At 69.6% G+C, this 12,741-nt stretch carries 9 protein-coding genes; 1 reads left to right on the top strand and 8 read right to left on the bottom strand.

What is annotated here, in order from left to right; translation table 11 throughout:
- Positions 1 to 12: 12 nt before the first annotated feature.
- The 7 genes from AC07RM_RS14890 to AC07RM_RS14920 all read right to left on the bottom strand — a co-directional run bounded on the left by AC07RM_RS14890 (position 13) and on the right by AC07RM_RS14920 (position 11,021).
- Complete coding sequence (locus AC07RM_RS14890; RefSeq protein WP_143129121.1) at positions 13 to 666, bottom strand: hypothetical protein; 654 nt, start codon at positions 664 to 666, stop codon at positions 13 to 15.
- 49 nt (positions 667 to 715) lie between these two features.
- Entirely contained in the window at positions 716 to 1,348 is a 633-nt protein-coding gene (locus tag AC07RM_RS14895; protein WP_495335050.1) for a hypothetical protein, read from the bottom strand.
- A complete protein-coding gene (locus AC07RM_RS14900) occupies positions 1,345 to 2,745 on the bottom strand; it encodes a cytochrome-c peroxidase (protein WP_495335051.1) in 1,401 nt (466 codons plus the stop codon). The genes AC07RM_RS14895 and AC07RM_RS14900 overlap by 4 nt, the downstream gene beginning before the upstream one ends.
- A 178-nt stretch (positions 2,746 to 2,923) precedes the next feature.
- Entirely contained in the window at positions 2,924 to 5,368 is a 2,445-nt protein-coding gene (locus AC07RM_RS14905) for an alkaline phosphatase family protein (RefSeq protein WP_495335052.1), read from the bottom strand.
- Positions 5,369 to 5,662: 294 nt separating this feature from the next.
- The gene (locus AC07RM_RS14910) at positions 5,663 to 7,099 is read right to left on the bottom strand and encodes an MFS transporter (RefSeq protein ID WP_093342056.1); all 1,437 of its coding nucleotides are present in this window, start codon (positions 7,097 to 7,099) and stop codon (positions 5,663 to 5,665) included.
- A 230-nt stretch (positions 7,100 to 7,329) separates the two neighbouring features.
- Positions 7,330 to 10,143, bottom strand: coding sequence for a sensor domain-containing diguanylate cyclase (locus AC07RM_RS14915; protein ID WP_093342058.1), 2,814 nt, complete (start codon positions 10,141 to 10,143; stop codon positions 7,330 to 7,332).
- 167 nt (positions 10,144 to 10,310) lie between these two features.
- Positions 10,311 to 11,021, bottom strand: coding sequence for an FMN-dependent NADH-azoreductase (locus AC07RM_RS14920; RefSeq protein WP_495335053.1), 711 nt, complete (start codon positions 11,019 to 11,021; stop codon positions 10,311 to 10,313).
- A 127-nt stretch (positions 11,022 to 11,148) separates the two neighbouring features.
- On the opposite strand from AC07RM_RS14920, the gene AC07RM_RS14925 reads away from it, so the two are divergent.
- On the top strand, positions 11,149 to 12,099 hold the full coding sequence (locus AC07RM_RS14925) for a LysR substrate-binding domain-containing protein (RefSeq protein WP_398497694.1): 951 nt from the start codon (positions 11,149 to 11,151) through the stop codon (positions 12,097 to 12,099).
- Here the strand turns inward: AC07RM_RS14925 and AC07RM_RS14930 are convergent, their stop codons facing one another.
- Positions 12,100 to 12,738 carry a TetR/AcrR family transcriptional regulator gene (locus tag AC07RM_RS14930; RefSeq protein WP_495335054.1) on the bottom strand — a complete coding sequence of 213 codons (639 nt, stop codon included), beginning with the start codon at positions 12,736 to 12,738 and terminating at the stop codon, positions 12,100 to 12,102.
- Between the last annotated feature and the right edge of the window lie 3 nt (positions 12,739 to 12,741).

Raw genomic sequence — 12,741 nt, forward strand, 5'->3', positions numbered from 1 at the left:
GCCAGCCGCGGCTCAGACGGGACCCAGGTGCGGCACCCAGCCCTTGTCGCCGCGCGTGAAGCCCTGGCGCAGCTGCAGCGGGCCGTTGGCGCCATTCATGATGCGCGCGACCATCGGGAACACGCGCTGCGCGTCGGGGTCCTGCATCCACGGCGCCGGCTCGATGCGGTAGGTGTAGCTCACCACGGCCATCGGATGGCTGGCGTCGGCGCCGGCCAGCTTCACGTCGACGATCTTCTCGCGCTGCAGGTGCGCCACGCAGAAGTCGTTGGCATGTTCGGCATCGCGGGTCGCGTGCGAATGCGGCTTGTAGAACTTGCGGCCCTCGTCGGTCAGCTCGAAGCGCTTGACCGCGCCATCGGGGTTCTCGGCGCTCTTGGGCGCCGCGACGATGGTGCTGCGCACCAGGCCCAGCTTCTCCATCACCGGGAACTGCACCGCATGGCGCGCGCCCGAACCGGCCTCGGCCTCGGTCAGGTCGATCGGCCAGTCGAACATCGCGAGGCAGATGTCGCCGCGCTCCGCCAGGTAGGCGTCGAGCGGGGCCGCGAGGTTCTCGGCGGTGGGTGCGTTGGCGTCGGGGCCGGCGCTGCAGGCGGCAAGCGCGCAGAGCGCACCCATCGCGGTGAGGGTCGTCAGGGTCTGGAACGAGGAACGGAGAGTCATGGGTTTCTGGTGGATGTATCGGGTAGCCATGGCGCGGGTGGTTGCGGACTCAATGCAGGTCGAGTTCGTCGGCGACCCAGCCGCGCCGCGTGAGGTGGACGCCGAGGCGCATCTGCATCGTTCCCTCGCGCTGGATCGCGCGCGCGAGCAGCGGAAAGGCCTGCTGCACCTCGGGCGCGGTGGCCCAGGGATCGAGGGCGATGCGGTAGGTGAAGAGCAGCGAAGTCGTGGTGCGGTCGTCGCGGGTCTGCGGCGGATCCCAGCCGACCAGGCGATCGAGGCTCAAGGTGGCCGCGCAGAGATCGGCCGGGTGCACGACGGTCTGCGTGGTGGTGCGCACCACCACGGGCAGCTGCAGGTAGTGCTGGCGCCCCGCGTCGGTCAGCGCGTATTCGCGCGCGGCCGCGACGTCCTTGCCGGTCACGAAGCCCAGCTTCTCGAGCAGCGGCATCTGCTGCGCGTCGGGCGCCTGCGAGCCGACCGGCACCGTGATCGGCCAGTCGTACTTGGCCAGGCACACATGGCCGCGCTGCGCGAGGTAGTCGTTGGCGGCCGCGGTGAAGTTGTCGCGGTTCGGAAAGCGCGCCTCTTCGTTGCCGCAAGCGGTCAGCACGACCATCGGCAACGCCAGGCACGCGACGATGCCGAAGCGCCGCCAGAGGCTGGAGCGCGGGCCCGTCATTTCGTGCACCTGTCGGAAGCCGACGACGTGGCGGACGGCTGGTAGCCGTCGCTCAGCGTGCCGAGGAAACAGGTCAGGTCGGCGATCTGCTCGGCCGTCATGGCCGGCGCCGAGCCCGGCGCGCGCGGCCTGGTGCCGCTGGCGGCCGTCTTGTCGCCGCCCTCGCCCGTGCCCAGCGGCATTTCCTCGTCGACGTTGCCATGCTGCGCGCGCGGCAGGTCGTTGTACTTGCGCACCGTCGCGCCCGGCACGGCCGTGGGCTGCAGCGCCCAGGCCGGATTCGCCTGCGCCGCGCCGCTGCCGTCCTTGTCGGCCGGATACCAGTATTCGGGATGGGTGTCGCGCGTGTTGTAGAAGTTGAGCACCTGCTCCATCGAATGGAACACGCCGTTGTGGAAGAAGCTGCCGCGCGTCGCCACGTTGCGCAGCACCGGCACCTTGAACATGCCGCAGTACGGGTTCGCTGTGTCCGGCGTGGCGGGCATGTGGTCGGTGCGGAAGGGACCGCACAGCCCCATGTCGAAGTACTTCGGGTCGTCGTTGGCCGGGATCGGATCGGGATTGTTCGGGATCGAGCGGTCGTTGCGCGGCGCGGCCAGCGCCTGGTAGGTGAAGTCGGTCATGAGGCCGGTGTTGCCGTTGAAGTTGGCGCCCGTGTAGTGGCAGCCCGAGCAGTTGGCGACGCCGCTGCTGTGGAACAGCACCTCGCCGCGCCGCTCGGCGGGTGTCAGCACGCCGCCGATCTTGTTGAAGACATAGAGGTCGTACTTGCTGCTGTACGGGTGGAAGCTCAGGTCCTCGGTCTCGAGCGCCTGGATCGCCTTGCCGAGGTCGTCGAAGGCGGCATCGGTGTCGTCGAAGACCTGGGCACCGAAGGCCTGCTTGAACAGCGCCGCATAGCTGCCCTCGCGCACCGCCTTCACCACCGCCTGCTTCGAGGCGGCATTCATCTCGACCGGGTTGAGCAGCGGCAGCGCGGCCTGCGCCGCCATCGTGGCCGCGCGGCCGTCCCACATGAAGCCGCCGCCCGGCGACTCGGAGGTCACGCCGTCAGGGTTCGGTGCGTTGTCGTCGTAGGCCGGCGTCGATTCGCGGTAGCGCAGCGAAGGCACGGCGCGCGCGCCGGCCTGCGCGATGTCGGAACCGAGCTGCACCGAGATGCTGTTGGGCGGGCCGTAGGCGTACTGCGGGTCGTGGCAGCTCGCGCACGACATGTTGCCGCCGCCCGAGAGCCGCTTGTCGAAGAAGGCCAACTGGCCGACCTGGGCCGGCAGGCTCAGCACCGGCGTGCGCGCGACAGCAGCACCTTTGGCCGTCGCCGGGTCGGTACTGTTGCAGGCCACCAGGGCCCACAGTGCGGCCGCGAGCACCATGCCGAGCGCGACCGTCTTTTCCATTGCCAAGTTCATCATTCAACGTTGCATCCCGCGAAGGCGGCCGCGCCGCCTTGCGGGATTTCGGAAACCTGAAACGCCAGATTCCAGGCGGTCCGCAACGGATCCCGTCTGGAATGGCATGAGGGAGCGGATCCGCAGGGTGAAGCGGTCTGCCCCGCCCCACGGATCTTCCTTCGGCTTAGTGAGTCGCCCAGACGTTGGCCTGCGTCGCGTCAGGTCCCACCTGCGGCGTGATCTGGCCTTCGAGCTTTCCGGTGTCCGGGTCCTGCACACCGACGATGTCGGCCGCGTAGAGCTTCTGCTTGTAGTTGGCCGGGATCACGTAGGCATGGTTGATCGGCCGCACCGAGTCGAAGTGCGTGTCCGCGCTGTTGGTGTATTCCGGCAGCGCCAGGATGTTGGCCGTGATGAAGGCTTCCGTGTACTTGGCTCGGTTCAGATACGTCGCATCGATGGCCGGGTCGGCGATCTGGAACATGTCCTGCAGCGTGCGCAAGAACGAGAAGTGGCTGTAGGCGTCGGTGTCCGCCACCTGCTTCTTCGCCTTGCCCACGTCCTGCTGGTTGGTCATGATGCCGAAGATCGAGTTGCCGTGGCCGAAGTTGCCGCCGGCATAGTTGGGCGGCGGGGCGGTGGGCAGCGCCTTGCCGCTGGCATCCACGGTCACCGGCGCGGCGCCCGAGGTAGTGCCAGCTGCGTTCCAGCCGCAGCACGAACCGTTGCTGCCGCCTTCGCCTTCGTCATACATCACGACGATTGCAACACGCTTCTGCGGGTTCTTCCACAGCGCGGAGTTCCTGATCTTGTTGACCACCATGCCCAGGTAGATGTCGGCGCGCATGGTGCCGGACTCCTGGCCGTCGTTGCCCTTGTTCACGCAGCTCGCGTCGCCGCCCACGCCGTGCATGTCGTCGCACTGGTCCGGCACGACGAAGTTGATGTTGCCCACGTCGCCCGTCTCCAGGTCCTTGCTGAACTGGTCGTAGATCCAGCCGCTGGGTAGGCCGTAGACGGACGACTTGAGCCAGTCCGCTTCCTGGTACTGGGTGCCGAAGATGGTGCGGTTGGTGGCCACGAACTCGGGCAGGTTGCGCGCGCCCTGGAAGGCGATCGAAGGGCCGTGCTTGACCTTGTAGAGACCGTCCACCACGGCGTAGTCCTTTGAGCCCGTGAGGCTGGGCGTGGAGCCGTCGAGGTTGGTAGCGCCCAGCTTGCTCGCGTCGTAGGTTGCCGTGACCTTCGTGTCGGCGATGCTATCGGCGCGCACGTCCTGGCCCGGGTTCATCGATTCGCTATAGGTGCGGATCGTGCGGCCGGTCTTCGACATCAGCGTGAACAGGTTGTCGCCGGGGATGTTGTGCACAGTGCCGGCAACGGTCGTGTTCTCATCGCAGCTCGGGTTCTTGGAATCTTCGGAGCCCGCTCGAGTCAGTTTGCCAGCCGGCGGCAGCTTGGCCTGCGCCGGCAGAGGCTGGCCGTCGGAGGCGGTGCCACCCGTGAACGCAACGTCGCTGACCTCATAGGGCGAACCTACGACGGCGCCGCAACCGAACCAGTTGTCGTCGTGGATGCCGAAGTCGTCACCACCGCCCAGCGCGGTGTAATTCGGCTCGGACGGGTTGCCGGTCGAGTAGTAGGTGCTGAGCTGGTTGTACTTCTTGAGGATGTAGTTGATGTTGACGGCACGCGGGTTGTCCACGATCACGTCGGTCGACTTGTTCTCCTCGATGATCACGAAGATGTTGTCGTAGGCCGGCACGCCTTCGACGTTGAAGGCCGCTTGTTGCGCCTGCGCGAAGGTGATGGGCGCCTGCTTCTGCGTCGGCTGCGAGCGCGTGACGGTGGTGCCGTCCTTGTTGCTGATGGTCACGCCCGACAGGCCAACAAGGCGCGGGTCGCCGCCCGCCACCGCCAGGTGGTCGGGGAACATGTCCTTGCGATCGAGCTTGGCCGTGGCGTAGGTGTAGCGGTTGGTCAGCTCGTTGTCCTGGTACAGGGCCGCGTACTGGTCGGTGCCCTTCAGGCCGTTGACGTCGACCAGGGGGTCGGTGAGCGCGGCCGTGCCGAGGTTGAAGGTGGGCACGTTCAGGCGCGCGAGCAGGTTGGCCTTCTCGGCCTTGTAGCTGCTGCCGTTGGCTTCCACCAGGCGCTGCGCTTCGCTCGACAGCGGGCTGATGACGATCTTGGTCGCGCCCTGGTCGGCGATCTGGTCGGCCGAGGCGCGCAGGATCAGGTGGCTCGCGACCTTGGCGCCGGTGGCCGTGTTGGTCGCGGAGGTGCCGATGTCGGCCACCAGCTGGCCGCCCTGGGTGGCGGTCAGCGTGAACTTGCCGCTGGCATCGGTGGTGGTCGAGGCTTCGCCGCTGTCGAGCACGCCATTGCCGTTGGCATCGACGAAGACCGTGGCCTTCGCGTAGTAGCCGGCCTTGAGCGTCGGGTTGCCCGTGTTGCTGCCGGGCACGTAGCCGCTGGCGGCCACGACGCCGCTGAGGGTGGTGCCCGTGGGCGGCAGGAAGGACACGCCGCCGTCACCGCCGCCGCCGCAGGCGCTGAGCACGGAGGCTGCGAGCACCGTGAGCGCGGGGCACAGCAGGCCGGTCTTGATCTTGTGGATGGGTTTCAAAGTCGACTCTCGATCGTTGGGGAATGCGAACGGACGCACGGATTCGCCGAATCCGGCGGCCCTTGATTCAAGGACCGGTCGATGGTGGTTTTGCCAAATGTCAGTCCGAAGGCAGCAGACTTAGGCGCGCGTTAGCGCTTTCTTCCGCCCTCGAGAATGCCGCGCGCACGAGCGCACGCGGCGTGCGCGGCACGCCGCAAAAGCAACGGACTTGCAATTTCGCGCCTGCGATCGGGGCGCGGTCAGGGTGCGGTCAGCGAGCCCGAGGCTGCCGACCTGGCCGCTACTTCGGCGCTACTTCGGCGCGGCCTCGCGCCGCGCCAGCGCATGCATCTGCGTGGCTTCGCGCGGCAGCCACAACGAGAGCGCGAACACCGCGAGGCCCACCACCAGCATCATCACGAAAGTGAGATGCAGCGAGCCGCCGAGCGCGAGCCGCAGCGCCGCGTCGCCGGCCGCGGGCGAGGCCGGGCCCTGCAGCAGCAGGCGCAGCTGCTCGTCGGTGAAGGCGAGGCGGCCGTCGGCGCGCGTGAGGCCGAAGTTGAAGACCGCGCCGAAGAAGGCCGCGCCGAGCGCGCTGCCGAGGTTGCGCGAGAACACGTTGGAGGCGGTGGCGCTGCCGCGCTGCGCGACGTCGACCGACTCCTGGATCAGGATCAGCGAACTCAGGCTCAGCAGGCCCATGCCCAGGCCGATGACGAACGAGCCCACGCCCGCGAGCACCGGCGTGCTGCCCGCGGCGAGCAGCACGAAGCTCGCGCAGCCCACGGGGATCAAGGCCGCGCCGGCCACGAGGATGCGCCACAGGCCCACGCGCTGGAAGATGCGCGAGGTCAGCGTGGCGCCGATCGGCCAGCCCAGCATCACCATGGTCAAAGTGAGGCCCGCCGTGACCGACGAGCGCTCGAGCACCACCTGCACGTACATCGGCAGGAAGGTGGTGATGCCGATCAGCACCATGCCCGCGAGCAGGGCCGCGCCGTTGACGGTGGCGATGACGCGCGCGCCCCAGAGCTTGAACGACACCATCGGGTCGGCCGCGCGGCGCTCCTGCCACACGAACAGCACCACGGTGAGCGCGAAGGCCGCGGTCCAGCCCCAGGCGGAGGCATCGTTGCCGATGCCGAACTCGGTGAGCGCGATCATCAGCGCCGCGATGCCGGCGGCGAACAGCACCGCGCCCACGATGTCGATCGAGGCGCGGCGCGTGGCCGGGGTCTCGTGCAGGAAGGCCCAGAAGCCCAGCGCGGCCGCGATGCCGATCGGCACGTTGATCCAGAAGATCCAGGCCCACGAGAGCTTCTGCACGATCAGCGCGCCAAGCATCGGCCCGAGCACGGCCGACACGGCCCAGACGCTCGCGAGGTAGCCCTGCACCTTGCCGCGCTCGCGCACCGGATAGAGGTCGCCCACGATGGTCAGCGCCACCGGCTGGATGGCGCCGGCGCCGATGCCCTGGATCAGCCGGAAGCAGATCATGGCGGGCATCGACCACGAGAAGCCCGCGAGCAGCGAGCCGACGAGGAAGATGGCGATGCCCACGAACATCACGGGCTTGCGCCCGTAGAGGTCGGAGAGCTTGCCGAACACCACGGTCATCGCGGTCTGCGCGAGCAGGAACGAGGCGAAGACCCAGCTGTAGAGATGCAGCCCGCCGAGCTCGGAGGCGATCTGCGGCATGACGGTGGAGACGATGGTCGCCTCGATCGCGACCATGGCCATCGACGCCATGATCGACGCGATGACCAGCGGGCGGTGGGTGGTCTTGGTGGGTGGGGCTTCGGGTGTCACGCGGGACTTCCAGGGGAGCGCGGTGCGTCGGGGCACATCGGGGCGCGGGAAGCGCACGGGGCACGGGCACGGATTGCGAAGGGCTGCATGCTATAGCCATCACGAGCCCCTGTCCGCCGCTCGGACTCTTCGCAGGATCAGGCAAGTCGGCGGGCGCCCTGCCCCAAGGTTCAGCCTTCGCCTTCGGGCGGCTCGAGGAAAGACGGCGGCGACTGCGGGAAGGCCGCCTTGCCCTGGCTGCCCTCGCCCGGCACGAAGAAGGCATAGCGGTTGCGGCCCGCGGCCTTGGCGGCGTAGAGCGCGGCATCGGCGCGCGCCAGCAGCTCGGCCGCCGTGACGGCCGACTCGGCCGGGCCGTGGAAGGCGATGCCGATGCTGGTCGCGACCTCGATGCGCTGGCCGTCGACGCGGAAGGCCGGATGGTTGATCTGCGCCACGATCTTCGAGGCCACGGCCGCGACCGCCTCGCGCTGCTTGAGGTTCTCGATCACCAGCACGAACTCGTCGCCGGCCAGCCGCGCCGCCATGTCGCTGGCGCGCACGCAGGCCTTGAGCCGGCGCGCGTACTCGGCCAGCACCGCGTCGCCCACCGCATGGCCCAGCGTGTCGTTGATGGCCTTGAAGCGGTCGATGTCGAGGAACATCACAGCCAGCGAATGGCCGGTGATGCGCCCTCGCAGCACCGCGTCGGGCAGGAACTCGTTGAAGGCCAGCCGGTTCGGCAGGCCGGTCAGGGTATCGATGCGCGCGAGCTCGATCAGCTGGCGCTCCACCAGCTTGAGCGCCGTGATGTCGAGCGCCAGCGAGAAGATGCCGTGCGTACTGCCGTCGCTGCGGGTGTCGGGCACGTAGATCACCTGCGTCACGCGGTCGTAGCCCGCGCGCTGCGTGCGCGCCTCGAACTCCACCTTCTCGCCGGCCAGCGCGCGCGCCAGCATCGGGCGGCGCGACAGGTAGACCTCGCGGCCCGCCACCTCCTCGAGATGGCGCCCTTCCACCTGCGCGGGCCCGAGGCCCAGCCATTCGTGGCTGGTGGCGTTGGCGAAGGTGATGCGCTCCTCGCGGTCGATGTAGGTGATCAGCGCCGGCATGCTGTTGGTGATGGCGCGCAGCCGCAGCTCGCTCTCGGCGGCGCGCAGCTCGGCCTCCTTCAGCGCCGTGATGTTGAAGGCCATCAGGTAGAAGCCCAGCACCTCGCCCTCGAGGTTGATGTCGGAGATCAGGTGGGTCTGGAAATGGCCGTCGCTGCCCTGGATCGGCGCGTCGACCGGGAAGTGCGCGTTCTTGCCGGCCAGCACCGAGGGCAGGTGCGGCCGGATCTGCGCGTACACCGCATCGCCGAGTGAGGAGCGCAGGCTCACGCCCGCGAGCGGGCCATCGAACAGGTCGGCCAGGCGCCGCGCGCGGCTGTTGGCGAACAGGCAGTTCTCCTCGCGGTCGAAGTAGCCGACCAGCGCCGGGATGCTGTTGGTCACGTCGCGCAGCCGGCGCTCCTGCTCGGTCAGCGCCTTGCGCACGTTGACCTCGTCGGTGATGTCGAAGGTCATCGCGAACACGCCGCGCACCACGCCCTCGGTGTCGCGGTCGGGGATGTAGTGGGCCTTGTAGGTGCGGTCGCCGACGCCGCGCGCCGGGTTGCCGGCCTTCTCGATGATCACGGTCTCGCCGCGCAGCGCGCGCTCGTAGTACGGCGCGACGACCGCGAAGTCCTCGGCGCCGCGCGCCTCGGGCATCGGGCGGCCGACGAGCTCGCCGTCGTCGTGCATCGCCTTCACGTGCGCATTGACGAAGGTGTAGCGCAGCGCCGCATCGACGTGCGAGACCAGCGCCGGGATGTTGTCGGCGATGGTGCGCACCTGGGCCTCGGAGCGCGCCAGCAGCTGCTCGCTCGCGCGCTGCTGCGCCATCAGCTGGTCGAAGCTGCGCGCGAGCTCGCCGATCTCGTCCTGCGCGTAGCTGGCCGGCGGCTCGGGCACGCCGGCGGCCGGATCCTGCGCCGACTGCATGCGGCCGTGCAGCGCGGCCAGCGGCGTCAGGCGCCGCCGCACGAAGCCCAGCGCGAGCGCGCCCGCGAGCAGCGCCGCCACCAGCCCGCCGCCCAGCGCCACGCGCTCGATCGCATCGATGCGCGCGAAGGCCTCGTCGCTCGGGTACATGGCGCCGACGATCCAGTTGGTCTGGTCGGTGCGCTGGAACGCGAACAGGCCGCGCACGCCCGATTCGTCGATGCCCTCGCTGGTGCCCTCGAAGCCCGCGATCGCGCGCCGGATCTCGGGGTTGGCGCCGTTCTCGGTCGGCAGCCGGTTCAGGATGCGCGCCGCGTCGGGATGATCGACCACCACGCCGTCGGCCGTGAGGATGAACAGGTAGCCGGTCTTGCCGAAGCGCACGTCGGCCAGGTCGCCGAGGATGTTGCGGTCCTTGAGGTTGATGGCACCCGAGATCACGAAGCGCACCTTGCCCTGCGCGTCGAGCACCGGCTCGGTGATGGCGATCTGCGCCAGCCCGTTCAACCGGTTGCGGTAGGGCCGCGAGATCAGGCCCAGCCCCGACTGCACCGTCTGCTGGAAGTAGGCGCGATCGCGGATGTTGATGGTGCCGACCTGGCTGGCGTTGCTGAGGTTGGCCACCAGGTTGCCGTCGAGGTCGAGGAAGGCCACGTTGTCGAAGGCCAGGCGCAGCGACTTGTGGCGCTCGAGGAAGGCCTGCAGCGGCCGGCCGTCCTGGAAGTTCTGCGCCTCCACGCTGTCGACGAAGGTCTGCAGCAGGATGCGGCGGCTGCCGAATTTCTGGTCGACGCCGGTGGCGATCGAGGAAACACGCGCGAACTGCTCGCCGGTGATCGAGGCCCGCAGGCTGCCGCGCACCAGTTGCAGCGCGACCATCGCGATCGCGACGGTCGCGGCCAGCACCACGGCGGCGACGCCGAGGCTGACGCGGGTATGGAGTCCGAAGCGGCGATGGAACGGTCGCGAAGGGGTCATGAATGAGATGGGAAGGCCAGTGGCGCGCCGGGGTTCCGTGCCGGCTCATGCGACCTGGGGCGAGTATCGGTGCGTTCGTCGGTCAGCGGAAGGTGAGAAACGTCATACACCTCCGCTTCCCCATACGCGGCGGCGGCCCGAACGGATGCAGCCGCCGCGCCCTCCCGTCAAACGGCAACGAGCGGCTGCCCGGCCGCCGGCGCCGTCACCGCGCCGGCCAGCGCATCCACCAGCGCGTCGACCTCGGCCTCGGCCCGGGCCAGCGAGTCGGCCAGCAGCGCGCCGCCGAACTCGTCGCCCTCGGCCGCGGCCTCGTGCACCTCGGTCAGGCCGATGTACGAGAAGGCCGTGCGCACCATCGTCTCGGCATGGTTCATGTGCGCGATGCGGCCGCCCGGGCCATAGCCGTGGTCGCCGCGCGCGCCCAGCAGCACCAGCCGCTTGCCGGGCGGCAGCATCGGCCAGTACGGCACGGCGCCGCGCGCGCGGTCGAAGCCGAAGGTGCGGCCCACGCGCACGACGTTGTCGATCCAGGCCTTGAACTGCGCCGGCACGCCGAAGTTGTACATGGGCAGGCCGACCACCACGAGGTCGGCCGCCAGCAGCTGGTCGACCAGGCGGTCGCTCTCGGCCAGGCGCTCGGTCATCCATGGCTCGCGCTGCTCGGGTGCGGTGAAGGCGGCATGGATCCAGCGCCCATCGACGAAGCCCGGCGGCTGCTGGCCGACGTCGAGGTGCTCGACCGCGTCGCCGGGCCGCAGCGCATGCCAGCGCTCGACGAAGCGGGCCGACAGCCGGCGCGAGTGGGAGCCATGGGGATCGGTGCCGGAACGGCCCGCTCGGGCGCTGGTGTCGATGTGGAGCAGTCGGAGGGACATGGTCTGGGGTCCTTGAGATGAGTGAATGGATGTCTTTCGTCTCGCGATGCCAGAATGGCGATCGGCCGAGGCGTATGGAGAATCTATGGGCCTCGACGCCACTTCACAAACGATCGTTTTTCCTTCAATGAACGAGCCAGATTCATCTGTCAGGGCGCCCAGGCGATTGCCGCCGCTGCTCGCGCTGCGCGCCTTCGAGGCCGCGGCGGCGCATGGCAGCTTCCTGCGCGCGGCGCGCGAGCTGTCGGTCACGCCCTCGGCCATCAGCCACCAGGTGCGCGCGCTCGAGGACACGCTGGGCCAGCCGCTGTTTCGCCGGCTCACGCGGCAACTGGCGCTCACGCCCGCGGGCGAGCGGCTGTTCGAGGACCTGCGCCAGGGCTTCGACGCGCTCGAGGCCGGCGTCGAGCGGCTGCGCCGGCCGGCCGCCACCCAGGCCGTGACGCTGAGCACCAACACCGCCTTCGCCGCGCGCTGGGTGATCCCGCGCATGGCGGCCTTCCGCGCGGCCTGCCCGGGCATCGAGCTCAGGCTGCATGCGAGCGACACGGTGGTCGACCTGGCGCGCGGCGAAGCGGACATCGCGGTGCGCCTGGGCAGCGGCCGCTGGCCGGGCCTGGCGGCGCGCGCGCTGATGCCCGAGCGCTACGCGCCGCTGTGCAGCCCGATGCTGGGCCTGGCGCGCGTGGAGGACCTGCCGCGGCACCGGCTGATCCATTGCGACTGGCAGCCGCAGGCCCATGCGCCGGCGTTGTGGCCGCGCTGGTTCGAGGAAGCGGGCATGGCGCCGCCGCGCGGGCGCTCCGCGAAGCAGGCGGCCAAGGAGGCGCCGGAGGCCGAGCTCTCGTTCTCCGACGAGACCCATGCGATCCTGGCCGCGCTCGGCGGCCATGGCGTGGCGCTGCTGAGCCTCACGCTCGCGGCCGAGGAGCTGCGCAGCGGCGCGCTGGTCCAGCCCTTCGGGCCGGCGCTCGATACCGGGCGCTACTTCCTGGCTACCGCGAACGGGCGCGAGGACGAGCCGGCGGTGCGCGCGGTCTGGGACTGGATCGCGTCGCAAGCACAGCCGGCTGGCTGATCAGTCCTCGAAGGGCTCGGCGATCTCGCGCAGCGCCATGCGCTTGTAGGCCGCGACCAGCGCCGCGCCCTCCTCGCTCGCCACGCCGATCGCGAGGCGGATCGTGGCCTCGCCCAGCTCCCAGATCAGGAAGGCCGACTGCTCGATCTGCGCGCCGCGCTGCGGATCGGCATCGCCGAGCACCTTGCGCATGGCCTCGGCCAGCATGCCGCCGGCGATGCGGCTCTCGGCGATCTGCAGCCCGAGCAGTTGCCGGTCGGCCTGCATGCCGCTCCAGATGTCGCGCATCACGGGGCGCGCGCTGACGATCTCGAAATAGCGGTCGACCAGCGCCGAGAAGGCCAGCCGCAGGCTCGCGAGGTCGTGCACCTCGCGCAGGCCCTCCTCGATGCAGCCGCGGCTGTGCAGGTTGATGCGCTCGGCCAGCACGCGGATCAGCGCGCTCTTGTCGGGGAAGTACTGGTAGAGCGAGCCGATCGAGATGCCGGCGCGCGCGGCCACCTCGCTCATCTTCAGCGAGTCGCTGCCGCCGCGCTCGATCAGCGCCGAGGCGCATTCGAGGATCAGCTCGACCCGCGCCTTGCTGCGCTCCTGCGTGGGGTTCTTGCGGGCGGCCGAGGCGGTGGCGATGGAGTTCATGGC

It is taken from the genome of Variovorax sp. GW821-FHT09B05, from assembly GCF_059418265.1.